The following is a 26,161-nucleotide window of genomic DNA, read 5'->3' as shown; positions in this document are numbered from 1 at the left end:
AAGTGCCTCTAAACCCTTGTGACATAAGGATTTTTTGATTATTCAGCAAGCCCTAAGATATTAAATATTTATATATGCTGCCTTAATATTTTGGATTCATGGATTCCCGATGATTCGATATAGTTTTCATGTAAGCGCTTATCTCGAATGAAAAAAGGAGGTCTCCTGCGTGGGCATCATGCGGATGATTCAAATCGGAGCCGGAGGATTCGGACAATCGTGGCTCCAAATTGTAAAGGACTGCCGGGCGGCGGAGTTAGCTGCGGTGGTTGACATCATGCCGGACAATCTGGCCCAAGCGGCTCAAATCACCGGTTTGCCGCAAGAGCGATTGTTCCATCAGCCGGAAGACGGCTTCCGGGAGATCAAAGCGGATATCGCATTAATCGTTACCCCGCCGCAGACACACAAAGCTCTAGCCGCTCAAGCGTTGGAGGCGGGGCTTCATGTATTGATGGAAAAACCGATGACCCATACGTACGAGGAAGCGATAGAACTGCTTGAAATCAGCCGAAGGTACAACAAACAGATTGCGGTAAGCCAAAATTACCGGTGGAGAGCCCCTGTTCAAACTGTAAAACAGCTTCTGAACGAGGGAGTGATCGGATCTGTCGGTTATGTGGAATATGAATTCCGAAAGGCCATGAAATTCGGCGGGTGGCGGGATAACTATTCCGAAATTTTATTGGAGGATATGGCCATTCATCATTTTGATATCATCCGGTTTTTGCTCGAGGCGGAAGCGGAAGAGATCCTGGCGCATAGCTTCCGGCCTTCATGGAGCTGGTTCAGCGGCAATCCGTCCGCCAGTGTGGTCATGCAGCTGGAAAGGGGAATTCAGGTGCACTATTTTGGAAGCTGGGTTTCCCGGGGAAAGGAAACGAGCTGGAACGGGGACATTCGCATTGTCGGAGATCACGGGGCGATCGAGATGATCAATGATGAAATCACGCTTTGGACAGGGGAGGCTCCCGAGAACGCCGTATGCCGTGTCATTGATCAAATCCCTGCAAAGCTGGGAGACCGAGCGTCGTCTCTCGATGATTTTGTAACGGCGGTTCGGCAATCCCGTATTCCGGCAACGCCTATTCAGGATAATATTCGCAGCTTCGAGATGACCTGTGCGGCGATTCAGTCGGCGAAAAGCGGAATGCCGGTTCGTCTGGCCGATTTCAGTCTTTTGCGGGACTTAAAACGATAACAGGTATGGGAGGGATCGTTATCCATGTGGAAAAAAATCAGGCTGGCGGCCATCGTATCGGTTTTGGGACTCACCACCGCATGCAATCCCGGCTCAACCGGGGATGGATCGACTGCCCCTTCAGGGACAACAGCGCCTAACGGACAAACTAACAAACCCGGCGAGACGGTGAAGATTACTTGGTGGGATTATATGAGTTCCGATGAGATGGTCGAAGCATTAACCAAGGTCATCGACGATTACCAGAAAGCGAATCCTCATGTGAAAATCGAACGCACTTACGTTCCGTTCGGCGATTTGAAAAATAAGCTGCTGTTAGGCTCCGCCGCAGGACAGCTTCCTGACATCGTATGGATTGACAACCCGGATCATCAGGCGTTCGCCGCAGCGGGAGTCCTGGCCGATATCACGGCGGAAGTCAAGGAGTGGGGGCAAGCCGACCAGTACTTTGACGGCCCGTGGTCCTCGACGGTCTACAAGGATAAAAATTACGGCGTTCCGAACAGCAGCAATAACCTTGCGCTCTATTACAACGTCGACATGCTGGAACAGGCGGGCGTGAAGCCTCCGGCCGATTGGAATGAACTGCTGGATGCCGCCAAGAAGCTGACGAAGCAAGGCGTTTACGGCATGAGCGTTTCCGCTGTGCGGACCGAACAGGGAACGTTTCAGTTCCTGCCTTTTGTGTGGCAATCCGGTTCGGATGTGACCCAGTTCAACAGTCCGGGAACGGTGGAGGCGATTAAGCTTTGGAAAGAGCTGCTTGACAGCGGCGCCATGTCGAAGGAAATTCTTGGACAAGATCAGCAGGCCTCAATGCTGCAGTTTGCTGCAGGAAATACGGCCATGATGGTCAATGGGACATGGCAAATTCCGGTTTTGAAAAAGGAGGCCAAATTTCAATGGGATATCGTCCCGCTTCCTGTGAACAAACAAGGTGGCACGATTCTCGGCGGGGAAAACTGGGCGATTACCTCGACGTCGAAGCATAAGGATATCGCTTGGGATATTGTGAAGTTCGCCAACCAGGGAGAATATTTGAAAAATTTCCTGAAGGCGGCGGGCAGACTGCCAAGCCGCAGGGATTTCATACAGGATCCTTATTGGCAAGGCGACAGGTATTTCAAAATATTCGCCGACGGCATGAATGTCGCTAAGGCACGGGCGTACGGACCGAACTATCCGAAAATCTCAGATGCGATACAGGAGATGATTCAGCAGGTATTAACGGGAGTGAAGTCGCCGGAAGACGCGGTGAAGGAAACGGATGCCAAAATCAAACCGCTTCTTCAATAACAGGTAAGGGGGTGGAGCCGGACGGCTTCATTCTTGCACAGGGAATGGGGGAGATCATGGAGAGAGAATTGTCACCTGCTTCAACCGAACGTGTGCCGGATGCTTCCCGAAGAAGCTTGCGCAGCTTATGGAACCGCCTGGCCAATTATGTATTTGTACTGCCCGGAGTATTGTTTATGGTCATCTTTCTTGTGTTTCCGATTTTGTACAATTTACTGATCAGCTTTCAGAATGTCACCTTGATGAATTTGAGAGGCGAACACGATTTTGTCGGGCTGCTAAATTACAAAACGATTTTTCAGGATGAAGTGTTTGCCGTTTCATTTAAAAATTCAGCCATTTTCACGGTGCTGAGCATCGTTTTCCAATTCGGGATCGGTTTTGCATTGGCCTTATTTTTCAATCTCCGGTTTCCGGGACGCGGTATGATGCGTTCGCTGATGCTGTTAGCCTGGATGATGCCGATTGTCATTACAGCGACCTTATTCAAATGGATGCTGGCCGGCGACCACGGCGTGATGAATTATCTAATGCAGCTGTTCGGCATGATCGACAGTCACCGATTCTGGCTCACGGAGGAAAAAACCGCATTATATGGCACGATTCTCGCGAATATCTGGATCGGCGTACCGTTTAATATGATCATTCTGCTCGCCGGGCTGCAATCCCTGCCGGATCATCTCTACGAAGCAGCCAGGATCGACGGCGCGGGGCGCTGGCGTCAGTTCCGCGACATTACCTTGCCGCTCATGAGGCCTACGATTCTGGTGCTGCTCATGCTCGGGCTGATTTACACCTTCAAAGTATTTGACCTGATCTTCATTATGACCGGAGGAGGTCCCGTTAACGCATCTACCGTATTTCCTCTTTATGCGTACCGGTTGGCCTTCATCAACTTTGAATTTAGTTTGGGCGCCGCGGTATCCAGCATCATGTTTTTTGTGCTGATGGCTTTGTCGGCTGTGTATCTGCGGATGATGCGAAAGGAGGAACATCATTGAGCGCGCATGCCAAATACCGCAAACAAGAATACGCGCTTACGGTCATCGGAGCTACGGCCACCCTGCTGTTTTTGTTTCCGGTGTACTGGATGATCATTACGTCGCTTAAGCCGATGGGGGAATTGTTTGCCAACCCGCCTCATATGTTCCCTCATGAGCTCACTTTTGCCGCCTATACCGATAATTTTGTATCCAACCGTTCCATGCTGGGGTATATCGGCAACAGCTTTATCATTGCATCGGGCACGATGCTGCTCACGCTGATCCTGGCCGCCCCGGCGGCCTACGGTTTGGCCCGCCTGCGCATGTGGGGAAAGGCCGCGATCCTAATTCTGCTCCTGGCGACCCAAATGCTGCCGACCATTATGCTCGCGATGCCTTTGTTTATCGCTTTTTCCAAAATGCAGCTGATCAACAGCTTCCCCGCTTTGATCGTGGCCAACACGACGCATTCGCTGCCTTTTGCGATCCTCGTGCTGCGGCCTTATTTTCTGGCGCTTCCCTCGGGGCTTGAAGAAGCCGCATTGATTGACGGCAGCGGCAAATTCAGCGCCTTTTGGCGGATCATTCTGCCGCTTGTAAAGCCTGGATTGCTGACGGTTGGCGCATTCTGCTTTCTGTGGGGGTGGGGAGACTTTATTTTTGCCCTGACGCTGACGACCAATGAAACCATTCGTCCGCTGACCATGGGATTATATAAATTCATCGGGGAATACGGAACCGAGTGGAATAACCTCATGGCCGCAGCGACCATCGCCGCGCTGCCGATCATCCTGATTTTTATCACCCTGCAGCAATCTATTGTCAGCGGTTTGACCAGCGGGTCCATGAAGGATTAGTACGATCATCGGCTACAAATTTATGGGAAAAGCGGCACCTAAGGGAAGGTGGACGTCGATGATGCCTCGGTCTTTATCGCCCGGTTCGAGAACGGAGCGCTCGGGACATTCGAAGCGACCCGATTCGCAGGCGGAAACAAAAACGGCAAGCGCTTTGAGATCAACGGGGAGAAAGCATCCATCCGCTGGGATTTGGAGAATATGAACACTCTTGAAGTGTATTTTGCCGACGACGAGCCGGGATTACAGGGGTACAGGCTGATCAACTGCACGGAAGAGCATCACCCCTATGCCGGAGCTTATTGGCCTGCAGCGCATATTATCGGATATGAGCATACGTTTATCAACCTGGTGCATGAGCTGATGAACGGGATCGCCAAAGGCTAGCAGCCCGCTCCCAATTTTGAAGACGGGGTTCAAAATCAAATCGTTCTGGAGTCCGTTGAAACCTCCTCGACGAAGAAAAGCTGGGTTCGCATCGACAGCATCAATTAAAACGGTAGAGTCCGAAGGGAGAGTATACGATGAAATTAGGCGTTTTCCTTACCTTATTTAGACGAAAAACATTGGAAGAGGCTCTCGCTTTTGCAGCCGAATGCGGAGTTCAAACCGTGGAAATTGCAACCGGCGGCTATGTGGGCAACCATCACTGCAAGCCGGAGGAATTGCTGAATAACCCGGGAGAAATTGAGCGCTTCCGCCAATTGCTTGACCGATACAAGCTGGAAATCAGCTCGCTGAGCTGCCACGGAAATCCCCTTCATCCCAACAAAATCGTTGCCGAGGAGCATCATCGCGATTTTCAAAACACGATTAGGCTGGCCCAGCGGCTCGGTGTCCATACGGTCGTCAACTTCTCCGGATGCCCGGGCGAATCGGAAACCTCGCAGCGCCCCGTTTGGATTACGTGCCCTTGGCCTACCGATTTTGCGGAAATCGTAGAGTGGCAGTGGCGGGAAAAGGTGACCCCGTATTGGAAAGAGATGAGCTCGTTTATCCGTGAGCACGGCGTCAAGGTTGCCGTTGAGCCTCATCCCGGATTTGCGGTGTACAACACGGAAACCGCAATACGGCTTTGCGATATCGGGGGAGAGCAGGTCGGCGTGAACTTTGACCCCAGCCATCTGTTCTGGCAGGGCATGGATCCGGTATCGTCCATCTTGGCGCTCCAGGACCGGATCTATCATTTTCATGCCAAGGATACGGCAATCTTCCCTAATCGTACCGCACTCAATGGCGTGCTGGATACGAAGTCATATAAGGATATATCCGCCCGTTCGTGGGCCTTCCGGACGGTAGGCTACGGGCACGGAGCCGACACCTGGAAAGCGATCATCAGTACCCTGAGGCTGGTGGGCTATACCGGAGCGATCAGCATCGAACACGAAGACGGGCTCATGTCCGTACAAGAAGGCTTTATCAAAGCGGTCCGCTTTCTTGAAGAAGTGCTGATTACGGAGACAACTGGAGAAATGTATTGGGCAAATTAATGATTTATTATTGCCCGTTTCCTGTATAGTATAGATTATGTCCGATAATAAACAAGCAGGATCCTGGTTTGCTGTACAGGCAGACATACGGACGGCGCAGCAATGAGAACGGGATTGGCCCATTGCTGCGCCGTCTTTGACAATGGAGGGGAGTATGTCTGAAATGAACATTCTAGTGGTCGAAGACGAACAGGCAATCAGAAAAGGGATAGAGAGGGCCATTGCCCAGCTGAACGATGGATTCCGCGTATTGAGTACGGCAGACGATGGGGAAACGGCCTTGCAATGGCTCGAGACAGCCAAGGTTTTGCCCGATTTGATCATCACGGATATTTATATGCAGTTTATGGACGGCATCGAATTGATCGAACAGGTGAACAGACGTTATCCGGGTATTCCCTGCGCGATATTGTCCGGTCATGAAGATTTCAGACTGGCGCAAAAAGCCATAGATTTAAAGGTATACCGGTATATTACTAAGCCTGTGCAGCCGGCAGAGCTGCATGCCATCTTATGCGCGATCCGAGAGGACATCATGAAGGCGCGTTTGCGCTTTGCCTCTCAACAGCACGCGGGCAAACCGTCAAGAGCCAACACAGAGAGCTATGTGCGGGAGAAGCTTCTATCGGATTTGCTGGAAGGCAAGCTCCTTTCCATGGCGGAACTAAAGGAGAATGCCGACTGCTTTAACTTTCCACTCGATGGGGAGTATTTCGGCGGCGTCGTCCGGCTGAAGAAAAGCGAGCCGGAGCTGTCGCAGCGGGATTTGCTGCTGTACTGCACCGGAACCAAGCACCTGTTTAGCGAAACCGTCCTCGGAGACGTCAAAGGCTTTGTCTTGATTAAGGATGAACGAACGCTGGTGTTCGGCATTCAGCCTGCGGACTCAAATTCATGCGACAGCATTCAGAATTTTGCTCTTCTGGCCGACAAGGTGCTTGGCATTCCTGTGGCCACAGCGGTGGGAACGGTTGTTCGCGGCATTGTCCGGATTCCGCAATCCGTAAGTCAAGCCTATGATCTATTGGAAGCCCATTCCTTGGGGGAACCTTCCTATCCGTTGGAGGAGGAGCAAAAATTCCGCATGGCGCTTGGCACGGGCAGAACGGAAGAGGCGCTTTTATCTGCGCGGCAATTTCTTCGGATGCTCATGGCAGGCAATGCGGGGGACGCTCATGCGCTGCAAGGCTTTTATAAGCTTGCGGTCTCCGTGGAAAAACTGTTTCAGGAACTGGGACTGCAGTGCCCCGCATTGCCGCAGTTGCACCGGCACTCCATGGCTGTAGCGGCCAAACGAATGCAGCGGTGGCTGGAAGCTTGCGTGATCAGCCGCGGTACGGTGACGAAAACCGGCGCAGCCTCGGATGTTGTTGACAAGGTAGCCGCGTACATAGAACAGCATTACCACGATTATTCGCTTACTCTTCAATCTCTTGCCGATGTCGTTTCGCTTCATCCCAATTATTTGACGCAAACGTTCCGCAAACAAACCGGTTTTTCCTGCATGCAGTACCTGGCAAAGACGCGTATGGAAAAAGCCAAGCAGCTGTTAAACAACACCGATCTGAAAATATCCGAAATTGCGGAGAAGGTCGGCTACGAGAACCCCCTTTATTTCAGCAGCTACTTCAAGAAATGGGTCGGTAAAAATCCATCAGACTACAAAGAGGAATCCGGTTCCTATGCTTAAACCGCTGTTCAGGCATCTCTCTCGATGGTACACCACACTCAACAGTAAAATTTTCATTAAGCTCATCCTCATCATTTCGGTTCCGAATCTGCTGTTGATTGCTGTCATCGCCCAATTGATGTCCGATCAGATCGAACAAAAAGAGGCGGAAATGAACAATACGCTGTATGTGCTGGAGCATGCGGCAAGCAGAGAAATACGGGCTATTTTTAACGATGTGACCACTTTGACGAACCAGATTCTGATTGACCCCGACGTGCAGAGGATATTAGCCTCGGCCAAGAAAACCATGGAGGAGGGAGATGCCGGCCGCCCGCTTGATGAAAATGTGCGTCTACAGGAGAGATACGCCAACGAGCACACCATGAGGAACCTGCTGTCCAGATCCCGGTTGGTTTGGAACAATATTTTTTCCATCGCCATCATCGATATGAACGGAGAAGTATATTTGAATACGTCCGAAAATTACCGGATCTATCCTGAAGATTTGGAGCGTTCCGAGCTGTTTAAGACGGTGATCTCGGCAGAGCAGTCCGGTTTGGCATGGAGCGTCAGCGATGCATTAATCAAAAACAAGGATATGATCACCATCGCGCGTAAAATCTATGGCGTAACGCAGCCGACCGAGATGATCGGTTATGTTATTGTGAATCTTTCTTTGGACGCCGTTCGCAGCTCCTTTGAGACCTACAATTATTACGGCCAAATGATTTTCGGCATGATCCATGCATCGGAAAACGGGTGGATGGTATACGACAATAAGAAAATCCAGGGCGGCACCGGCCCTCTGATCGATCAAGCACCGGGGGATATCGCATCCAAGCTGACGGAAGTTCGCCTAAACGGCCGCATATGGAGAACCGTTCTCATGCGGATGGACCAGCAGGACTATCTTTTTGTCGGGCTTGACAAGGAATTTATCCATAAAGAAACGAAAGAAATCCGGAATAAACTGATTTACGGTTATGTGATTTTTCTATTTCTTGCATTGATCGTATCCTTGTGGGCAACGAAAATACTGTCTCAACGGCTCAGGCAGCTGATTAAGGCCATGCGTAAATTCGGTCAAAACATGTGGGGAACGCGAATCTCGCTCAAGGGAAACGACGAGATCCGCATCATCGGAGATCAATTCAATCTGATGGCGTCCGAAATCGAGGAATTGATGACGAATTTGAAAGAGCAGCAGCGTTTAAAAAGGCTGTTTGAGCTCAGAGTTCTCGAATATCAGATCAATCCTCATTTTTTATACAACACACTGGATTCGATTCATTGGCTCGCTCAGGAGAATGAACAGCCCAAAATCAGCGAGATGGTCAGCGGCTTGTCCAAGCTGTTCCGCATGATTTTAAGCCAGGGCCGGGAAACCATAACCTTGGCCGAAGAGTTTGAAATGGTGCGCGTCTATCTGCAAATTCAAAAAATCAGGTTTGAAGAACGCTTCGATTTTACCCTTCATTTGGCTGATGAAGCAGCCCAATATACGATCGGTAAATTGGTGATGCAGCCCCTTGTCGAAAATGCGATTGTCCATGGGATGCGGCGTTTGAGAAAGAAGGGTCTGATCCTGATCACGGGTTATCTCGAAGAAGATGAGGTCGTCGTCGATGTCTCCGATAACGGAGTGGGGATGACGGTGGAGCAGTTGAATAAACAACGGGAATTGTTGAATGGCGACGTTCTGGAGGAGGAGATTATTTCCTCTTCCGGATACGGGATGAAAAACGTGGATTCCCGCCTCAAAATGCTATATGGCTGCTCCTATCGGATGATCATTCGTTCATCCGGAGAAGCGGGAGAAGGAACGAGTGTTCAAATTCGGATCAAGAAACAAGCCATGAAAATCTGATGGATCTCATTTACCACTTTGCAAACCAAAAATCTGTTCCGGTACCGGGCCTGGCAGACTTTTTGGTTTGCGCTATTTGCATGCGGAAATGACAAGCCCGGATAGGAGAACAAATGGAATTGGGCGGCGCGTTTAAGCTCTGCCGACGATCGGTTGGGTCTTATTTTTTGGCGACGCGCGGACGCTTTTGAATTTCCTCGGTGACGACCATGGCGAGTTCATCATTACCGAAAAGCGACAAGACGCCCAGCAGCGTTTCATCGGCAATTTCGCCGGCCTCTTCTTTAGGCACGGTCAATGCGATCGCCTGCTGCAGCGAAGGATTAGCGTCTTGCTGCGGATAGGCACGGCGGTACAATGCGGCCGGATCGAGATCATGATTAACGCACCACTGGGCAAACACAAGAATCATCATTTGCTCGTCGCGCTGGTAGTTGCGAATGATTTGTTGCTCAAGTTCGTTTTGACTCATTGAAAAATCTCCTTTTACACGGTAATATGGGTTCATTATAGAGAAAGTTCAGGTGCGCTGACAATGATCATGAACGAAAAAAATAAAGCCTCCGAGGTTCACCTCACAGGACCAAACGGGGAAGACCTGGGCATCGTCCCGACGAAAGAAGCTCTGGCCATGGCCCAAAAACTCAAGGTTGATTTGGTATGCACCTCATTCATGAGCAGTCCTCCGCCATGCAGGCTGATCGGTGCAGGAGCGGCCAGGCAGGAGGCACAGCAGCCCGGAAGCAGGATCGCGTGCCCAAGCTGAAGGAGATTCGTCTTACACCCGGGATTGAAGAGCACAACTACGAGACCAAATTGCAGCAGGCACAGAAAATCCTGAAATCCGGCGATTCGGTGATGTTCGTTGTCTGGGCGCAAGGGAAAGAAGAGGGGAGGGGAAAAGCGCTTTTAGAGGATATACTGCGGGATCTCAGCACGGCAGGCCGTAAAAAACGGCGATTCAGATCAGCGGTAAGCAAGCTGCCGTTCAAATCGATCCGGTCTGAAGGAGAGCTCGACAGCCCACAGCTTGATTGATCAATGATAATTGGGGATGGAGATGGGAACACGTGCTTCGGATCGTTTTGTTTTATGTTCCATTGGGCGCGGAACGGCTGGACCGATGACGGAAGATACGGGGCTGTCATTTTTATGGTCGGCGTGATCATCGAATGCATGGTCTCCGTCTGGGAAGGATCCGCCCTCAAAAAACGCCTTCCGGAGCGAGGGGACCATCAAAGCATTGAGCTGGCGCGGCATTTGCTTCCTTTTTATTTGTGCTTCCATCCATCAAATTGTTATCCAATTTTATTCGTCGGATCGCCGCAATGTTTTGATTGTCGTTGCCTGCTTATCCATTTCACCGGCTGGAAAAACAGTCCGACCCGTTCCTGCTGAACCGCTCAACAGGCTCCGCCTTATAGCAGCTCTTTCGTATGGACAGGATATAAAAAGACTTTGATGAATCTGACACAAGGCGAAAGGGGATGAAGAACCATGAATTCCAGAAAGCTGGAGGAAGAATTGGCGCAAAAACTGACGGAAGGCCAAATGGAGCAGGAGGATACGAAGGAGGCCGCACGCAAACGGCTGCCGATCAAAACCGAGATCCGCATTCAGGCACAGATTGATCCGGTGCTTGAAGAGACCAGAAGGTTTCGGCAAATGGCCTCGGAAGTGGATGATCGATATGCCAAATATGACCGGTTGGTCAACGAATCCAAAGATAAAGAAGAGCAATGAATAGATGAACAAAAACGGGTTGAAGAGCTGCTGCTCTTCGACCCGTTTTGCTTTAGGCAAGAGAGAGTCTAGGATTGCTCCATCCAGAGATAGAGGATAAACAGGAGGAACAAATGCGCCGGATAGAAGCTGCGGTACAACCATTTTTTAATGGATATCTGGTAATTAGGGATAGGATAAGCAAACAGAAAAGTCCCCAGCAGGCTAAATAATTGAATCCAGGCGCCCGTTCCATATACGGCGATAAACATCATGTTCAGGGCCGTATGATAGACGATCAATTTCCACCCGGTAAAATACCGGTAAAGAAAAACAAGCAGCACCCCATAAAGCCCGTAATCCATAGGTATCAGCAGGGCGGCAAGCAGTACTCCGGCCATCAGCAGGGCTTTATATTTCTCATCCTTGATGCGATCCGCTGCATATAAGCCAACGATCGACAGCAAAAGAGTAAAGATCACATTTAATTCCCAATCATCGAATGCCAGGGAATACGGAATCTGCGACAAGCAGGCCAGCCAGAACAGCCTCCGCATATAGTTTTTCAGGCTGCTCGTGTGAAGATAGCCTTGGACCAGAAACCAGCAGTAGAGCGGAAAGGCAATGCGTCCGATAATGCGGAACAGATCCGTATGAGGAAAAAAAATGTACCCGACATGGTCAATCAGCATCGTGGTCATAGCAATAAGCTGCAGCATGATGGTATCACCTTCAACTTTGGTTTCCGGGCCGAGCGTTTAGGATATCTTTTACAGCTCATGGGAAGCGATCTTCTTGGCCAGCTGTCGGGATATCTTAGCGATAATATGAAATAATTGATCTTGTTCTTCCGAAGAAAGCGGCTCAATCATCTCGGCCAGCAGCCGGTTTCGGATGTCCAGCACCGTTTCAATAAACCTTTTTCCATTGGGAGTGAGGGTAACCATGACTGTGCGCCGGTCCTCATTGCTCCGCAGCCGCTCAATCAGATTGTCCTTTTCCAACTGATTCAGCGAAATCGTAGTAGCTCCCGAAGACAAATGCAAATGCCGCGAAATATCCGTTACCATACAGCTTTGGCGCTGGTATATCGTTATCAGTATATGATATTTGGTGCCATTCATACGAAGCTGCGGGTCTTTATGATGGGCATCCAGCAATTTCATTTTATATCTCAAGAACGTTTCATTAAAATGATCCATGGCTTCGATTTGCGCGGTCATATCTTTTTTTCCATCTCGCATTCCCATTTTCCTTATTCATCCCCAATTTCTTTCCCGATGAAATGACATAAGTTAAGTATACAGGATTACTTTACTATTTGTATTCTTTTTTTTATTATGATAAATTTATTTTGTTCTAAAATACTTTGTTACAAAGTAATTTATATATTAAAGTATGGAGGGAGAAAACCTATGAAAGGTCGTTTGTTTGCAGCCAATCTGATTGGCATTATCGTCATCGTTGCTTTGATTATGGGAGGTTTCTATTACTATCTTCAAAGCTCACAATATATTAAGACAGAGGATGCGCGCGTCGCAGGGGATATCATAAACCTGTCCGCACCGGCTGCAGGAACCTTGACTAACTGGGACGGGAAAGAAGGGGACGTGGTCGCAAAAGCCAAAGTTGTGGGCCAAGTGAGTGACGGAACCAAGACGGTCAATGTAAGTCCGGTGCTCGAAGGCACTATTGTGAAAAACCAGGCCAAAGAAGGCCAAATGGTTCAACCCGGCCAAACCTTAGCCCAGCTCATCGATATGAAGAAGCTGTATATCGTAGCCAATATTGACGAAACCGACGTGAAAGATATTCAAATCGGTTCGGACGTCGAGGTAACGGTTGACGGTGATTCGAGCAATACGTTAAAAGGCAAGGTAGAGGAGATCGGACGGGCAACGAATTCCGTATTTTCGCTGCTTCCCGTGAGCAATACAAGTGGCAACTACACGAAAGTAACGCAAAAAGTGCAGATTAAGATATCGATCAGCAACTACTCGGACAATGTACTTCCCGGGATGAATGCTGAAGTGAAGATTACCAAAAAATAATGTAATGATTTGGAAAGGAGGAGCGATATGGCTGCTCAAAACTCAGCCGTGAAGAGCGGCGGCGACAGTATTTCCCGGCATATCCCGCTGTTGACCGTGTTGATGCTGGGTTTGTTCCTGGCGATTTTGAACCAGACGTTATTAAACGTTGCTCTTCCACATATGACAGCGGATTTCGGTGTAACGACGAATACGATCCAGTGGCTTTTAACCGGCTATATGCTGGTAAACGGGATTTTAATCCCTTTATCCGCATTCTTAATCGAAAGGTTCGGAGTTCGTTTGTTGTTTTTGATCGCCATGTTCTGTTTTACGCTCGGAGCTCTGATATGCAGCCTGGCCCCGAATTTTCCGCTCATGCTGGCCGGTCGTCTGATTCAGGCCGTTGGCGGGGGAGTGCTTTCCCCTCTTGTCATGAGTGTGATCCTGTATATCTTCCCTCCGGAGATGCGAGGCAAGGGCATGGGGCTTTTCGGGCTGGCTATGATGTTCGCTCCGGCGGTCGGCCCGACATTATCCGGTTGGGTGGTGCAAAATTATGACTGGCATCTACTTTTTTCGGGGATGATACCTCTAGGGGTGCTGGTTCTTATCATTGCCTTTTTTACGCTAAACAATATCGAAGAACCGAAAAAAATAAAGCTGGATTATTTCGGCACCTTTACCTCTTTAACCGGAGTTGGATTGCTTTTGTACGGCTTGACGGAAGCGGGAACGAAAGGCTGGACGGATATCGCAGTCCTGGCTTATCTTGTTATCGGTTTGGCTTTGATCTTCATCTTTGTACTGCAGCAAATGCAGTCCGATACGCCTATGCTGGATATGCGCGTGTTTAAATACAGCATGTTTTCGTTATCCACCGTCATCAGTGTGCTTCTGACAGCCAGCATGTTCGCAGGGATGATTCTGCTTCCCATATACTTGCAAAACTTAAGAGGCTTTACGCCTATGGAGTCCGGACTTCTTATGCTTCCGGGTGCGCTGGTCATGATGGTCATGTCGCCGGTGTCGGGAGCTTTATTCGATAAAGTCGGCCCGCGGCCGCTTGCGATCATCGGCATGATCATTACGACCGTCACCACATTTGAATTTACTAAGCTGACAATGGAATCGACGTATAACTTTATTATGATTCTGTATATGCTTCGTTTCTTTGGGATGTCGTTGTTGATGATGCCGATTATGACCGCAGGGATGAACCAGCTGCCGAAGGAACTGAACAACCACGGTACAGCCATGTCCAATACGCTGCGTCAAATTAGCGGCTCGATTGGCACAAGCTGGATTACGACGATTTTCACCAACCGGTCGACTTTCCATTTTGCTTCGTATACGAACCGGATGGATACAACCAATCCAGCCTTTATGGATTCGTTTAATTCGCTGGTTCACAAGATAGCCGATTCGTCGCACCTGCCGCTGGAACAGGCACAAGTGCAAGCCATTTCCCAGCTTGCTGGACAAGCCCAGATGCATTCCACGGTTATGGGGATCAACGATGCTTTTTTCTGGACCTCCATCATTTCGGCCGCCGCCCTGCTGCTGTGTGTATTTCTGAAGGATGTGCGAAAAGATAAAAAGACTGCGGAAAGGGAAGAGGCAGCGAGTACGGAGGTCATTATGCTTCCGGCTCCTGGTCAAACCCGGCAAGGTTAACGTATGGTTAATTCTTGAAAGTCTCGTGAAGCGGAGGCGGTTAAATGAAAATTTACATTGTATACGATAGTGAAGGCGGACATACGGAAGCTTTGGCCCGATCCATCGCTGAAGGGGCCTCGAGAGAGGCTCAGGCGGAGGTGCATATCCACCATGTCCATTCGGCCAGTGTCTACGATCTCGCCGATATGGACGCCATCATTTGGGGGTGTCCCGGGCATTTCGGAACGATTAGTTCGGGGTTAAAAGCCTGGATCGATAAGCTCGGGCATCTCTGGGCGAACGGCAAGCTGATCAATAAAATCGGGGCGGTATTCTGTACGACGGCAACACAGCATGGCGGGTTGGAGTCCACCATGGTCAGTTTAATGACTCCCATGCTGCATCATGGGATGATTATCGTAGGTCTTCCCGGCAATATTTCCGAGAATGCCCTGTACGGTTCTTATTATGGCGTCGGCATCACTTGTCCGATCGATAAGGATGAGCTCATAAGCGAGCAGGGAAAAGCGCTCGGAAGAGCATTGGGAGAACGCGTCGCTCAGGTGACCAAAAAATTCATTCATGTGTAGTGAGGGACATCAGTGTGGAAAGGGGGAGAGGCGGTGATTGTTCCCATATTGAGCATTGCCGTCGGCCTGATCCTTATCGTGATTCTCATTGTTTATAATCTTCGTTCGCTCTCTTCGACCCCTAAAAGAAGCGAGCGGCAATATCCCATAGTCCGTCCTGAAGAAGATTTGGCGAAACCGGAATCGTCAGATGACACGAGCGCATCCGCGGCAGCACCAAAGCATGCCCGGCCGGCGGCCAAAACGGAAAGCATGGAGCCCCAATCAGAAGGAATATCCGTCACTGACGATTCTTCGGTGCTTGAAAGCACGGATTCCGGGCAAACGCGGCGCGCTCCGGATGACGGGAAAATGGCCGATCGGGATTACCGGCAGGCGCTTCAAAAATTTCGGCAGCCGGACCAACGCGAAAGCTCAAAAAAAGATTCGGATCATACGGCAATGAAAGATGACGATTTTCGCGCCGCGCTGCGTTCGATGATGAACGACAGATCGGAAAAACCATAACTGAAAAGGCCCGAAAGCTCATTCGGATGAGCCATTCGGGCCTTTTTGTACACTTGCTATGCTGCGTCTTTTGGCTGTTATTATGGGAGAAGTCGAATTTCTGTAGTTGCACTCTTGTTGTTCGGTAAATGCGCGGTTATATCAAATTGCGTGACGTTTCCGACGACATGAACCGTCCCATCCGGATCTACCGTCACCGTGCCTGTATCGCCTTTGTCCAGATCTCCAACAATATGATCCGCGATAAGCACTACAGCGAGGGCAAAATTATACTTCTGCACTTCATCTTTCTGGTACTTGATGCCGTAGTTGTCGTATACTTTAAGGTTCATCGCAGTAAACGCGTTAAATTCGGCGGAATATACGTTATCCGATACCGTCATTCTTTGATAGGCTCTCGCATCGGCTTCAACCTGACTTGCGGCCACGACCTCGTCTTTTACGTTTACGGTTACCGATGCGACTTTGCTTTCGCCTTTATTGGTCTTGTAAACGATATTCACGGTCGCCGTTCCCGCTTTATTGCCCAGAACATAGCCGCGGTTGTCATTCGAGCGGCCGACTTTGACCACATTGGGATCGGACGAGGTGATCGTCTCGATAATGCCTGGAATCGCTACGGCGTCTCCAGCCGCATTGGTCACATTAAATTTGATTTCCTTGGCAAATTTGCTGAGGGTCGGGTCTTCGGCTACCGTCCTTGTGACAAAGCCGTTGAGCCCGGTAGCCGCACTCGTTAATCCGCTATCGATCACGTTGGCGATAGTGCCGGGATTAGTGATAGATACATGGGGATCATTGGTGCTTATCGTTCCGGAAACGGTTAACGTCGCTGTGAGCGGTTTGTCCAGACCGGTTACTCTAATCGTGTACTCGCCGGCGGTTAGCTCAGCATCGTTAACGGTTAAATCCGCTGATTTATGGTCGTTGGACCACTTGGTTGTTGTAGAGAATTGCTGGGTATCCTTGGTAAGGGAAAAGGCGACCTTGGAAGGATCCACCGGCTGGTTCAGTATCACTTGCACGGTCTTATTGTCAACCGATTTGACAGAAACAATCGCTGCCGGAGTTGCGTTATCCTCTTGCTTATGGAACGCTTCATAACCGGCATAAGCGGCTGTAACCAGATCGGCACGGGAAGCCGCAGCACGGCCGTCTTTGCCGGGCGGGTGAATGCCCAAAGCCTGAGCTTGCCTTACAGCATCCTCATACCAGGGACTGCCTGTCACGTTCACCGGCTTACCCAAACCGGTGACGAAAACCTTATCCAGCTGGCCTATCGTCACATCATTTCCCGGAGCAAATTCCGTATCCGTCATCCCATCGATCAGCCCGGCCTTCTTAGCGGCTTCTATGTACGGGATCGCCCAGCCATGTTGCGGATCGTCGGCTTTCACATCCGCAAAGCTGGAGGTAGTGATGCTGTAATCAACATCCAAATCGAAGACCAGTGCAGCCACTTTCGCAAACTGGGCACGAGTCATGTTTAGATGAATCCCGAAGGTATCATCCGAAACTCCTTCAAATATCCCTTTAGACAGCAGCGAATCTATCTTTGCTTTCAAAACCGGATCAATATTGGATAAATCATTGAAAGCATAAGAGACTTTTGCGTTAGCAACGGCAACGGCCGACTTATTTTCTACCGGATTGGCCAGGGCTGCGGAAGTCAGCATGGCAAAAGCCATTGTCGAACACGCCAAAATTTTGAAGCTTTTATTCATTAGAAAGGCCTCCTTCATCATTCAATCTGCGAAAACCGGGTGGAAGAGCGTGATAAAGTTGGGAATGAGTACAACGATTTCATTATACATTGGCAAGAATACCAAAGTCATCTGGAAATAAATTAACAGCCGCTTGAACAGCAGCTTGCCAAGGATGGCCGCCTCATTGTTTACATAATATTATTTATGTTAAGTTTAATCGATTGACCATAAAGACCGGCTGAGGATAAATCAATCAAGCTTTTGTCATCCTGACCCAATCGACGAGTAGGATCAGGTCGTCGGTCATGGTTTCAAACGTTCGGATTTCTTTGCCTTCCGGTGTGATGATGCAGGCGACGATGTTCTTTTTGTGAACGTCAAGCCCGCACACATGGCTGTAAACGACGTCCATTCAAGAAACTCCTTACGGCATGTTAGATTGAAGGGCTGGTGCAACAACCACCGGGTGCCGCGTCAGCGGCATGGATGTCTAATACTTTATTTTCTCAGGACAGCTTTTTTTGTTAGACATGAAAGCGGTTTTAGTAGACAATATAGATATTTCACCTGTTGTTTGTTCCATATTCAGACTGCTAAATTCATTAGCTGGACAGGAGGACATTCCCATGTTTAACCTTGACAACAAAGTGGTCATCGTTACTGGAAGCGGTTCCGGCATTGGCAGAAGTATAGCTCTGGGACTTGCCCAGGCCGGAGCTGATCTGGTCATTACTGAACTTCCGGAGAGATTGGAAACCGCCAATGAGACTGCCAGGCAAATCCGCAGCGCGGGCAGGCGAGCCCTGGTCGTTGAACTGGATGTAACGGACGTGGGCGGGATCGGGAAGATGATCGAGCAAGCCTGTGATTATTTTGGGAGAATCGATGTACTTGTGAATAATGCCGGAGTGATCATCAGGAAAAAGGCTGTAGAGGTGACAGAAGAAGAATGGGACAGAGTAATGGACGTCAACCTGAAGGGCGTTTTCTTTTGCTGCCAAGCCGCGGGCAAAGTCATGATCCGGCAAGGAAGCGGGAAGATCATCAACATCGCATCCATTAACGGGATGATCGGTTCCGCCGAACGGTCCTCGTACACCGCAAGCAAAGCAGGGGTGATCAATTTGACCCGTACCCTGGCAGCCGAATGGGCTGAATTCGGCATTAATGTCAATGCTATCGGTCCAACATATTTATTAACGCCGTTAACTGAGTCTTTATTTGCACAAGAGACATTTAAAGAGGATTACCTTCGGCGTCAACCTATTCAAAGGATCGGAAAACCGGAGGATCTTCTGGGCACGGTCATTTATCTCGCCAGTTCTGCATCTGATTTGGTCACAGGCCATACGGTCATGGTCGACGGAGGATGGACAGCAGTATAAACCGTATCGGTAACGCTCCAACAACAATCGTCAAAATTCAACGGATATAATACAAAACAAAAATGCTTTTCCTCACTATTTTTGAATATCCGACACCCTGATTTCGACTGTAAATTCACCTCTTTGAATCTACAATGAAAGAAGTAGAGTTGAAATCTGGATTAGGTGTTGCGAGTTTTTAATAGGGAGGGAGTATTGTGCAATCGATGCTGGAATCTGAAAACGAAATTTCTGTTGAAGCCTTCTACAGTACCAAACAAGTTGCTGAAATGACGGAGTTGTCGGACGATTTAATCCGTGTTTACCAAAAAGAATTTAATTTGCAAGTGGAGCGTACCTCTCGCGGACACCGTCGTTTTACGCAAAAGAACATTTCCGATTTGCTGGCGATTAAAGAAAAAATTCAAACCGAAGGCTGGACCTACAACCAGGTGCGTGAATGGCTTGAGGGCAGCGTAAACATGGATAAAACACCGGAGGCCAAATCGAATTTCGAAAAACAAGTTGAGGACCTTGCGGAAAAGGTTACGGACCAAAACGGGCTGCTTCAGATGCTGATTCAAAAGCTGGACGAGCAATCGAAAGTGATGGAACAGCAGCAGCGGTATATTGAGGACTCCTTAAAAATGCGCGACCGGCATCTCACGGAACATCTTCGTTCCCAGTTTGAAGTGGCGGTTGCCGTTGAGGCACCAAAACGAACCGGCCGGGGCAAGCCCGGATTTTTTCAACGCTTGTTCAAAACCAGGTAGGAAGCCGATGCGCCGTAATTTCACTTACAATAAAATCCGCATGCCGGCGGTTCAAAAGCGTGCTGGGGTTATTCGCTCTATCAGCGGATAGCCCCCGGCATATCTTGCTTTTATTGGGCTGCCTTCAAATTTGCTTTATTCCGACTTACCAAATCAAATCATTTTCTAAAACAAAAAAGAAACCGCTATAAATGAGATATGAATTGCCAAGCAAATACAAGCGAAATCTATTTTCCATTTTCTTGATTAAAGCATCGGATGAAAAGGAAGAGCAAGAATCTAATTTTAAGGGGATGTCTGTGTCACTAAATAGCGACCAAACAATGGGTCAATGAAGAAGAAGTCTACCAAGGGGATTGGAGATGGAATCCTCCAGAAAGTGATGGATGCATTCGATCTAATATTGCTAGTGTTCCGGTTCGCTGGAGAGCCGGTGTGAATACGATTTCGCGCAGAAATAACTAATAACGAGTTTTTCGGCTGGGGTTGGTCTCTGTATAAAAACAGGATTGTCAGACATGTCATTTATTACAGAAGAAAAATATTGATCAGAGATATTATTTGGAATGTCGATATTGTCAGTTATACATTTTCACAAAACTCGTATTTTGTACATATGTCTATAAATCGATTAGGCCCCTTGTATGGCATGCTTTCATATATCTTGTTACACAATTTGATGTGATTTTTCGTACATTAAAAAATAAGTTTCGATGATCCGATCCACTATATTTAAACAAAAAAAGCCGACCAATTTGGCCAGCTTTTTTTGGGTAAGATATTTTCATGTTCTTCACATATTTACCGGAACTCGAACTGACTTTCTTCTGCTCTCCCTAATTTATACCACCCCCTCTATTATTTCTTACGGCACTTGGCATTAACAAGATAATGACAATGACTTCTTTCCTTAGTTTTATATATAATTCTAATTCTACAAAAAAAGGAATATTGAATGTATTGAATGGAATGCCTGAGACAAATCCAACCAATCTATGTTCGATCTGAATATTGATCCTTTTAGTGTGCTCAATAGTATCCTTCACCCATTATCTATAATTAGTAGATTTTGTCTATAAAATAAATTGTCTGATAATAAAGGATGAATGTCTAATTGCTTGTCAAAAAAGGGTGGATTGCCGAAAGAAATTGGGTTTAGTGATTGTATCATCGTAATGACTGTGGAAAATGTGTGTCGTTGCCGGTGAAACCGGAGGTATTAGCCATGACCAATCCCCAGTAAGATTTCGTCCTTCGTCAGATTCGATCTGCTCAAAAAGTTGAAATTGTTTCGCTGCAGTGTGGTGATCGACAATGGTGACACCTTGTTCATTGAAAGAGTGCAACACAGCGATGTTTAACTCGATCAGTGCCCTGTCCTTCCACAAGGATGTGTCCGTTTTGGTATTAAGCCCCATTAAATGAGCCACCTTGGGTAACATGTTGTACCGCTGAGTATCGGCGAAATTACGTGCACCGATCTCTGTTTCCATATACCAACCATTGAACGGTGCTGCTGAATAGGTAATGCCGCCTATTTCTAATGCCATGTCTGAAATCATTGGAACAGTGTACCACTTGAGTCCTAATTCAATGAATTGAGGTAAATCCGGATGACGAATATCGACTTCCATTACTAAGTCGTCAGGAATAGGGAACCATACAGGCTTTTCCCCATTTACTTGAATAACTAATGGTAACACATCAAATGCCGTTCGTTTACCTCGCCATCCTAACTCCTCACAAATACGTGTAAAACGCACTGAATGTGGATCGCCCACGATACCTTGATCTGTTTCATAACCGGCGTAGCGAATGAGTTGGTGATTCCAGATCCGAATCTTAGGGTCGAACACTGTGATGGTTGGCCTGATTTTTCCTACGTTCGTTGCATATTCAATATGGCGATAAAGAGCAGTCACAACTTCCTCAGCGGTTTGTCGACTTCTTTCGTCAAACACTTTGAGTGACTGCCAAAATAATCGTCCTATACATCGATTGCTATTTCTCCAAGCCATTCTAGCCCCGTGTTCCAATTCCTCAAATGAATGCTCATAGGTTCCATCCTGTTTGATCATGTTCCATATTTCCGATATTCTTTCGTGAGTTTCGTCTATCCCCTTTCCGAGTTCCTCATAGCAAGTGATAATGAATTTTCTTGATTCTTCGTATAGTTCCATGCTGAAATGTTCCTTTCAAGTCCACCGGTAGATATACTTTTCCACTGTATAGTATACTCCAAATTATACCCATTTACTATTGAGCTCTTCTGCCCGTTAGCCTAATACACTTTGCCAGTCTAATATTTATTCTCTTAGTCTAATGTTGGAATCCGATCGACATCGCTCTACAATGTTGTGGTACATTCACATTCAATGTTTACATAATAATTATTATGTAAACTTTATGGCATTATGATCTGCCAACACATGGAGGCCTGGTACGTGAGTCAAAAGGACAAGCGGGACCAGCTTAAGCAGATCATTCCTCTCAACCTGCACCTGCCAATTTTAAAAAGACACGTTCTCAAAATTGGGTTAGGCTGCCTTTTTAACGGCATGACTCTTAGATGCTTGAATGAATTTGTTCCGCTGTATTGGGGAGATATTCCTGCTTGTCCCCTTCTGATTCCTCCACGTGCTTGGGAAACGTAAGTATGATCAGGAAACTAAAATCAAATGGGATACTGAACAAAATGAAGTAGGTTTTGAATTCAAAAGTTCAAAGCCAATAAATAACCGCCTATTGTCGGTCCGAGAATAGAACCGATCCGGCCGACGCCAAGCCCCCAACCGACGGAGGTCGAACGCATTCGGGTAGGGAAAACCTCTGTCTTGAGCGAATGGATAATGTTTTGAGCGCCTACGATCAGCATGGCGGCAAGTCCGTTGAACACATATAAAGCGGCAACCGTTTCGATATAACCAAAATACACATGCTGACCGCCCCCATTTTCATTTTTGAATTTTTGAATCGAGCAGGCCTATGCGCACTTAGGTTTTTTCACTCGAAAAAGCACTTCCGGAGCAATCATCAGCAGCACCATCGAGCCGTATAATCCAATCGTGTAGCTGGTCACGTAAGCGAAGCCGATGATCTGGTGAAACACAAAGGTGAGCAGATGGATCAGCATATTCGTATAGCAAAAGGCATAGCTTCGAATCATCCACCGACGATGCTGAAGAATCCGTTTTTTAAAGATGTGGACAAGAGCAGTTGCCGTTATGACCAGCCAGAGAATATTGAGAACATTAAAGCCTATACTGCTTATTTTTCCTCCCGTGGCATAGGGCGCCATGTATCCGGATGTCAGCACGGCAATAAGCACGGACGAAACATAGACGCAGCCGTTCACGCGATGAAAACCACGGTGCTTCTCATAGCTGCGCCTTGAACAATTGATGAGACCCGAGCCCATCGCAATACAGGCGAAACCTGCATGAATATACATGACCATTAGCCAGATCCGAGGTTTAAGCTCATACTCAAGACCTGCTTTATGACTTAAAAACGTCTCGGCACCTGGATCGACAACGAAATTGTTGACCAAGACATAAAGGATGTAAATCATACTAACGCACGCGATCAGCTTGTAGAAGGTTTGGCGTCTGTTCATGCTTTTACCCCTTATATTCGCTTCCCTGTTAATTTGGAGGCCGGCAATACATCGGCTTTGGCGAAACCGGTCATAATGTCATTCACCGATGTGCCTTGAAGGCTCGCGGCGTTTGGGTCACGGACCGCCGATCCCTTACGCGGGGGGATACCGATGTTACGCCAGACCGTTCCTCTCCGTTCAAATTCGAACAATTGCTCTACTGCATGTGCAATCCGAGGCCCCAGCTCCCGCTCAACGAGATGGAGCGCGATATCCAGCCCCGAGGTTACACCGCCCCCGGTAACAAGGTTGCCGTCATCGACTACGCGAGCCGGAACAGGTATGGCACCGGTCGCCCCAAGCACATCCATTCCCAAGTAATTCGTTACCGCCGGCCTTCCTTCCAGCACTCCTCCCATGGCCAGCACCAAGGAACCCCCGCATACGGTAGCCACTACGATATCCGGATGCCCGAGTGCCTGCTTAAGTATTCCGGTCAGTTCCGTGTTCACGGCACGGGCCAAAATGGCAGGAATGGAATTTGGGCTGTCTCCTTCTATCTCACCGGACGCGCCAGGCACGAGAATGATGCCCTTTCGGTATGGGCTCAGCCTGCCGCCCGCTTCAATTTTTAACCCGTTTACGCCACTCGGGACGAGCCTTGGCCCTTCCGCAGTGACGAATTCCACACACAACGCATGATCGGCAACCATTCCGGCCGCGCAAAATACTTCGTAAGGTGCAATAGCATCCAGAAGATCGAAGCCATCGAACAGCACGATTTGTACAGTCAACATCCATATAACCTCCTTTTATTCACTCCACTGATAGGTAGGATACCAAAAGAATCTCTCAAACGTAGCGCCAAAAAGGTAACAAAACCATAAACAAACCGTCACAATATGCGCGGAACTCGTTTTTTTGGCGGAAGAGATGATACACTTATATATATATTCGGTAAGGGTCAATCCTCGGAATGAAGGCGGGATCGATATGAATGAAAGACCTACGATCTTGGTCGTGGACGATGACCGGAGCATCGTTGAACTATTGAGAGACTTTTTGGAGAATGATCATTTTCAGGTCGTAATGGCTAATGACGCGGCGCAAGCATGGACAGCGTTTCAACAGAACACGGTTCATTGCATCATCCTGGACGTTATGATGCCGGGACAAAACGGATTTGATTTCTGCCGGCGCGTTCGGACGGAAAGCCCTGTTCCGATCCTGTTCTTGAGTGCCCGCAGCGATGATGTAGACAAGATTCGCGGGTTGACACTTGGCGGCGATGACTATATCGTCAAAACCGCTTCACCCGGCGAAATCGTTGCCCGCGTAAAGGCTGTTCTGCGACGCGCCGGCAACCAGCAAGCAAGTGCGGCCAAGGTGTTGGATTATGGCCGTCTTAAGCTCGATTTGTCTACTAGAGAAGTGTTCGTCGATAGAAGGAGAGTCTCGCTCACGCCGAAGGAATATGAGCTGCTGCGATTGTTTGCGGAGCATCCGAGACAGGTGTTTACCTATGATCAATTGCTCGCGAAATTCTGGGATGGCATCGGCGATAAGCATACGATTCGCGTCCATCTGAGTCGTCTTCGCGAGAAGATCGAGCTGGATCCGGATCAGCCGCAATATTTAACCAACGTATGGGGCGTTGGTTATCGCTTCGAGGGGCGTATAACATGAGGAAGCTTCGTATTCGTACCTATGCCTTGTTCAGTTTGGTGCTCCTTCTGCTGCTGCCATGGGTTTTCTTTGTGGCAGCTCACTTCATCACGACCCAATCGCTGCATATTGGAGCGGGCCGGCCGGATTCCTATGCGGTTCCCATTGTGGCTGCGTTTGCAGGGCTTCTGCTCGCTTTCTTTATTGTAGGCATTCGCATGCGAAGGCTCCTTCTTATGCCCCTTGAGAAAATGAGCCAGGCAGCTCGGCAAATTGCCGAAGGCGATTGGGACGTTCAGCTGCCCCCATCGACCATCAGAGAGATTGCCGAGGTTCGAGAGGGATTCGAAGTCATGGTGAACGGTCTGCTAAGCTCGCACCGGAAGCAAGCGGAGCTGGAGGAGGAACGGAGATTCGTTATCGCTGCTGTCGCACATGACTTGCGGACACCGTTATTTGCCTTGCGCGGTTATTTGGACGGGGTTGAGCAAGGCATTGCGCAAACACCGGAACAAATCGCAAAGTATGTGGATGTTTGCAAGGAGAAATCGGCGCAATTGGACCGGTTGGTCGAGGATCTTTTCACCTTTACGAAGTTGGAGTACCTGGAAACGGAGTTAAGCAAGAACACAGCAGGTTTTAACGAAATTGTTCAGAAATCGATTGACAGCCTGGAGCCGCAAGCGCAGAAGAAGCACATCTCGATCGTCGCCCATTATGCGCCGGATGATTGTTTGATTCGAGCAGATTCGCACTTAATGGAGCGCGCGTTGAGCAATTTATTGGATAATGCCGTGCGGCACACGCCTGCTCATGGCCGCATTCTCGTTCAGTGCCGCCAGCAGGGAGATCGGGCAGCGTTCACGATCCAAGATTCAGGGCCGGGCTTTGCGCAGGATGAGCTCAAACGTATCTTTGAGCCTCTTTATCGGGGAGAGCAATCGAGAAATCGTGCGACGGGAGGAGCCGGATTGGGGCTGACCATATCCCAGCGAATCATCCGCCGGCATGGAGGCGAGCTTGCTGCAAGCAACCACCCGGAGGGAGGAGCCATCCTCTCAGGCTGGATTCCTGTCGCTAACCGATAGGAAGACCGGCTCCAAATAACCAAGGAAGCAAGCGAAGGCTGCCAGCAAATATTCGGTATCCTTCGCTTATCGTTCATCGTCCCAGCAATTTTA

General features: G+C 48.7%; 25 protein-coding genes and 3 pseudogenes. 19 read left to right on the top strand and 9 right to left on the bottom strand.

All coding sequences use genetic code 11. The features are described 5' to 3' along the window. The first annotated feature begins 178 nt into the window (after nt 1-178). The 8 genes from NR121_RS19640 (at nt 179) to NR121_RS19605 (ending at nt 9,366) form a co-directional block, all read left to right on the top strand. On the top strand, nt 179-1,201 hold the full coding sequence (locus tag NR121_RS19640) for a Gfo/Idh/MocA family protein (RefSeq protein WP_235594337.1): 1,023 nt from the start codon (nt 179-181) through the stop codon (nt 1,199-1,201). Nucleotides 1,202-1,225: 24 nt separating this feature from the next. Next, nucleotides 1,226-2,497: an ABC transporter substrate-binding protein gene (locus tag NR121_RS19635; RefSeq protein ID WP_174349929.1), complete on the top strand. Its 1,272-nt coding sequence runs from the start codon at nt 1,226-1,228 to the stop codon at nt 2,495-2,497. 56 nt (nt 2,498-2,553) lie between these two features. Continuing rightward, nucleotides 2,554-3,498 carry a carbohydrate ABC transporter permease gene (locus tag NR121_RS19630; protein ID WP_062410911.1) on the top strand — a complete coding sequence of 315 codons (945 nt, stop codon included), beginning with the start codon at nt 2,554-2,556 and terminating at the stop codon, nt 3,496-3,498. Then, nucleotides 3,495-4,337, top strand: coding sequence for a carbohydrate ABC transporter permease (locus NR121_RS19625; RefSeq protein ID WP_054818605.1), 843 nt, complete (start codon nt 3,495-3,497; stop codon nt 4,335-4,337). The genes NR121_RS19630 and NR121_RS19625 overlap by 4 nt, the downstream gene beginning before the upstream one ends. A 48-nt stretch (nt 4,338-4,385) precedes the next feature. Then, nucleotides 4,386-4,724 (top strand): Gfo/Idh/MocA family protein, encoded by a 339-nt coding sequence (locus NR121_RS19620; protein ID WP_459980147.1) that lies wholly within the window; start codon nt 4,386-4,388, stop codon nt 4,722-4,724. Between the two features lie 137 nt (nt 4,725-4,861). Next, nucleotides 4,862-5,827, top strand: a complete 966-nt coding sequence (locus tag NR121_RS19615) for a sugar phosphate isomerase/epimerase family protein (protein WP_256831821.1) — start codon at nt 4,862-4,864, stop codon at nt 5,825-5,827. 154 nt (nt 5,828-5,981) lie between these two features. Continuing rightward, nucleotides 5,982-7,517, top strand: a complete 1,536-nt coding sequence (locus NR121_RS19610) for a response regulator (protein ID WP_256831820.1) — start codon at nt 5,982-5,984, stop codon at nt 7,515-7,517. Beyond that, complete coding sequence (locus NR121_RS19605; RefSeq protein WP_256831819.1) at nt 7,510-9,366, top strand: sensor histidine kinase; 1,857 nt, start codon at nt 7,510-7,512, stop codon at nt 9,364-9,366. Before NR121_RS19610 ends, NR121_RS19605 begins: the two co-directional genes overlap by 8 nt. A 160-nt stretch (nt 9,367-9,526) precedes the next feature. Here NR121_RS19605 and NR121_RS19600 read toward each other — a convergent pair whose 3' ends face one another. Continuing rightward, the gene (locus tag NR121_RS19600; RefSeq protein WP_054818597.1) at nt 9,527-9,838 is read right to left on the bottom strand and encodes a hypothetical protein; all 312 of its coding nucleotides are present in this window, start codon (nt 9,836-9,838) and stop codon (nt 9,527-9,529) included. Between the two features lie 63 nt (nt 9,839-9,901). Here NR121_RS19600 and infC point away from each other — a divergent pair. Beyond that, nucleotides 9,902-10,373: pseudogene (infC, locus tag NR121_RS19595) on the top strand (translation initiation factor IF-3). A gap of 490 nt (nt 10,374-10,863) precedes the next feature. Beyond that, nucleotides 10,864-11,109, top strand: coding sequence for a hypothetical protein (locus NR121_RS19590; protein ID WP_062408350.1), 246 nt, complete (start codon nt 10,864-10,866; stop codon nt 11,107-11,109). 68 nt (nt 11,110-11,177) lie between these two features. On the opposite strand, the gene NR121_RS19585 is transcribed toward NR121_RS19590, so the two are convergent. Then, nucleotides 11,178-11,807, bottom strand: coding sequence for a TraX family protein (locus NR121_RS19585; RefSeq protein ID WP_062408349.1), 630 nt, complete (start codon nt 11,805-11,807; stop codon nt 11,178-11,180). A gap of 51 nt (nt 11,808-11,858) precedes the next feature. Then, entirely contained in the window at nt 11,859-12,332 is a 474-nt protein-coding gene (locus NR121_RS19580; RefSeq protein WP_054818609.1) for a MarR family winged helix-turn-helix transcriptional regulator, read from the bottom strand. Nucleotides 12,333-12,503: 171 nt separating this feature from the next. On the opposite strand from NR121_RS19580, the gene NR121_RS19575 reads away from it, so the two are divergent. The 4 genes from NR121_RS19575 to NR121_RS19560 are packed head-to-tail and all read left to right on the top strand — an operon-like array spanning nt 12,504 to nt 15,874. Continuing rightward, nucleotides 12,504-13,139: an HlyD family efflux transporter periplasmic adaptor subunit gene (locus NR121_RS19575; protein WP_074729241.1), complete on the top strand. Its 636-nt coding sequence runs from the start codon at nt 12,504-12,506 to the stop codon at nt 13,137-13,139. A 27-nt stretch (nt 13,140-13,166) separates the two neighbouring features. Then, nucleotides 13,167-14,795 (top strand): DHA2 family efflux MFS transporter permease subunit, encoded by a 1,629-nt coding sequence (locus tag NR121_RS19570; protein WP_256831818.1) that lies wholly within the window; start codon nt 13,167-13,169, stop codon nt 14,793-14,795. 44 nt (nt 14,796-14,839) lie between these two features. Next, the gene (locus tag NR121_RS19565) at nt 14,840-15,367 is read left to right on the top strand and encodes an NAD(P)H-dependent oxidoreductase (protein ID WP_174349924.1); all 528 of its coding nucleotides are present in this window, start codon (nt 14,840-14,842) and stop codon (nt 15,365-15,367) included. A gap of 33 nt (nt 15,368-15,400) precedes the next feature. Then, complete coding sequence (locus tag NR121_RS19560) at nt 15,401-15,874, top strand: hypothetical protein (RefSeq protein ID WP_256831816.1); 474 nt, start codon at nt 15,401-15,403, stop codon at nt 15,872-15,874. Nucleotides 15,875-15,954: 80 nt separating this feature from the next. Here the strand turns inward: NR121_RS19560 and NR121_RS19555 are convergent, their stop codons facing one another. Together NR121_RS19555 and NR121_RS19550 are read right to left on the bottom strand one after the other, a co-directional pair. Beyond that, nucleotides 15,955-17,598 (bottom strand): S-layer homology domain-containing protein, encoded by a 1,644-nt coding sequence (locus NR121_RS19555; protein WP_054818591.1) that lies wholly within the window; start codon nt 17,596-17,598, stop codon nt 15,955-15,957. Between the two features lie 250 nt (nt 17,599-17,848). After that, nucleotides 17,849-17,992, bottom strand: a pseudogene (locus tag NR121_RS19550) (IS110 family transposase); the annotation flags it as partial. Nucleotides 17,993-18,206: 214 nt separating this feature from the next. Between NR121_RS19550 and NR121_RS19545 the strand changes: the two are divergent. Then, complete coding sequence (locus tag NR121_RS19545) at nt 18,207-18,965, top strand: SDR family NAD(P)-dependent oxidoreductase (protein WP_062408343.1); 759 nt, start codon at nt 18,207-18,209, stop codon at nt 18,963-18,965. A 206-nt stretch (nt 18,966-19,171) separates the two neighbouring features. Continuing rightward, the gene (locus NR121_RS19540; RefSeq protein WP_235594336.1) at nt 19,172-19,717 is read left to right on the top strand and encodes a MerR family transcriptional regulator; all 546 of its coding nucleotides are present in this window, start codon (nt 19,172-19,174) and stop codon (nt 19,715-19,717) included. Nucleotides 19,718-20,838: 1,121 nt separating this feature from the next. Here NR121_RS19540 and NR121_RS19535 read toward each other — a convergent pair. After that, nucleotides 20,839-21,897 (bottom strand): nitric oxide synthase oxygenase, encoded by a 1,059-nt coding sequence (locus NR121_RS19535; protein WP_256831815.1) that lies wholly within the window; start codon nt 21,895-21,897, stop codon nt 20,839-20,841. Nucleotides 21,898-22,161: 264 nt separating this feature from the next. Here NR121_RS19535 and NR121_RS19530 point away from each other — a divergent pair, with 264 nt between their 5' ends. Then, a complete protein-coding gene (locus tag NR121_RS19530) occupies nt 22,162-22,371 on the top strand; it encodes a hypothetical protein (protein WP_054818585.1) in 210 nt (69 codons plus the stop codon). A gap of 59 nt (nt 22,372-22,430) precedes the next feature. Here the strand turns inward: NR121_RS19530 and NR121_RS19525 are convergent, their stop codons facing one another. From NR121_RS19525 to NR121_RS19515, 3 genes and pseudogenes are all read right to left on the bottom strand, one after another. Then, on the bottom strand, nt 22,431-22,652 hold the full coding sequence (locus NR121_RS19525) for a hypothetical protein (protein ID WP_256831814.1): 222 nt from the start codon (nt 22,650-22,652) through the stop codon (nt 22,431-22,433). Between the two features lie 48 nt (nt 22,653-22,700). Further along, the gene (locus NR121_RS19520) at nt 22,701-23,333 is read right to left on the bottom strand and encodes a DUF2306 domain-containing protein (protein ID WP_062408339.1); all 633 of its coding nucleotides are present in this window, start codon (nt 23,331-23,333) and stop codon (nt 22,701-22,703) included. An 80-nt stretch (nt 23,334-23,413) separates the two neighbouring features. Beyond that, a pseudogene (locus tag NR121_RS19515) lies at nt 23,414-24,112 on the bottom strand (DJ-1/PfpI family protein); the annotation flags it as partial. 196 nt (nt 24,113-24,308) lie between these two features. Here NR121_RS19515 and NR121_RS19510 point away from each other — a divergent pair. Both NR121_RS19510 and NR121_RS19505 read left to right on the top strand, forming a co-directional pair. After that, the gene (locus NR121_RS19510) at nt 24,309-25,001 is read left to right on the top strand and encodes a response regulator transcription factor (RefSeq protein ID WP_054818584.1); all 693 of its coding nucleotides are present in this window, start codon (nt 24,309-24,311) and stop codon (nt 24,999-25,001) included. Then, on the top strand, nt 24,998-26,068 hold the full coding sequence (locus NR121_RS19505) for a sensor histidine kinase (protein ID WP_054818583.1): 1,071 nt from the start codon (nt 24,998-25,000) through the stop codon (nt 26,066-26,068). Before NR121_RS19510 ends, NR121_RS19505 begins: the two co-directional genes overlap by 4 nt. The last annotated feature ends 93 nt before the right edge of the window (nt 26,069-26,161 follow it).

The sequence above is a fragment of the Paenibacillus sp. Pae15 genome (assembly GCF_024519685.1).
In the GTDB taxonomy this organism is placed as follows: Bacteria; Bacillota; Bacilli; order Paenibacillales; family NBRC-103111; genus Paenibacillus_G; species Paenibacillus_G naphthalenovorans.
The sequence above is the reverse complement of the archived record's forward strand: the minus strand, read 5'-3'. Positions and strand labels throughout refer to the sequence as shown.

Excerpts from the sequence above, each read along its gene's own strand:
- NR121_RS19540 (WP_235594336.1), top strand. The coding sequence starts at position 19,172 with ATGCTGGAATCTGAAAACGAAATTTCTGTTGAAGCCTTCTACAGTACC.
- NR121_RS19605 (WP_256831819.1), top strand. The coding sequence starts at position 7,510 with ATGCTTAAACCGCTGTTCAGGCATCTCTCTCGATGGTACACCACACTC.
- NR121_RS19610 (WP_256831820.1), top strand. The coding sequence starts at position 5,982 with ATGTCTGAAATGAACATTCTAGTGGTCGAAGACGAACAGGCAATCAGA.
- NR121_RS19585 (WP_062408349.1), bottom strand. The coding sequence starts at position 11,807 with ATGCTGCAGCTTATTGCTATGACCACGATGCTGATTGACCATGTCGGG.
- NR121_RS19565 (WP_174349924.1), top strand. The coding sequence starts at position 14,840 with ATGAAAATTTACATTGTATACGATAGTGAAGGCGGACATACGGAAGCT.
- NR121_RS19630 (WP_062410911.1), top strand. The coding sequence starts at position 2,554 with ATGGAGAGAGAATTGTCACCTGCTTCAACCGAACGTGTGCCGGATGCT.
- NR121_RS19575 (WP_074729241.1), top strand. The coding sequence starts at position 12,504 with ATGAAAGGTCGTTTGTTTGCAGCCAATCTGATTGGCATTATCGTCATC.
- NR121_RS19640 (WP_235594337.1), top strand. The coding sequence starts at position 179 with ATGCGGATGATTCAAATCGGAGCCGGAGGATTCGGACAATCGTGGCTC.
- NR121_RS19545 (WP_062408343.1), top strand. The coding sequence starts at position 18,207 with ATGTTTAACCTTGACAACAAAGTGGTCATCGTTACTGGAAGCGGTTCC.
- NR121_RS19505 (WP_054818583.1), top strand. The coding sequence starts at position 24,998 with ATGAGGAAGCTTCGTATTCGTACCTATGCCTTGTTCAGTTTGGTGCTC.
- NR121_RS19535 (WP_256831815.1), bottom strand. The coding sequence starts at position 21,897 with ATGGAACTATACGAAGAATCAAGAAAATTCATTATCACTTGCTATGAG.
- NR121_RS19520 (WP_062408339.1), bottom strand. The coding sequence starts at position 23,333 with ATGAACAGACGCCAAACCTTCTACAAGCTGATCGCGTGCGTTAGTATG.
- NR121_RS19590 (WP_062408350.1), top strand. The coding sequence starts at position 10,864 with ATGAATTCCAGAAAGCTGGAGGAAGAATTGGCGCAAAAACTGACGGAA.
- NR121_RS19570 (WP_256831818.1), top strand. The coding sequence starts at position 13,167 with ATGGCTGCTCAAAACTCAGCCGTGAAGAGCGGCGGCGACAGTATTTCC.
- NR121_RS19510 (WP_054818584.1), top strand. The coding sequence starts at position 24,309 with ATGAATGAAAGACCTACGATCTTGGTCGTGGACGATGACCGGAGCATC.
- NR121_RS19635 (WP_174349929.1), top strand. The coding sequence starts at position 1,226 with ATGTGGAAAAAAATCAGGCTGGCGGCCATCGTATCGGTTTTGGGACTC.
- NR121_RS19555 (WP_054818591.1), bottom strand. The coding sequence starts at position 17,598 with ATGAATAAAAGCTTCAAAATTTTGGCGTGTTCGACAATGGCTTTTGCC.
- NR121_RS19615 (WP_256831821.1), top strand. The coding sequence starts at position 4,862 with ATGAAATTAGGCGTTTTCCTTACCTTATTTAGACGAAAAACATTGGAA.
- NR121_RS19580 (WP_054818609.1), bottom strand. The coding sequence starts at position 12,332 with ATGCGAGATGGAAAAAAAGATATGACCGCGCAAATCGAAGCCATGGAT.
- NR121_RS19600 (WP_054818597.1), bottom strand. The coding sequence starts at position 9,838 with ATGAGTCAAAACGAACTTGAGCAACAAATCATTCGCAACTACCAGCGC.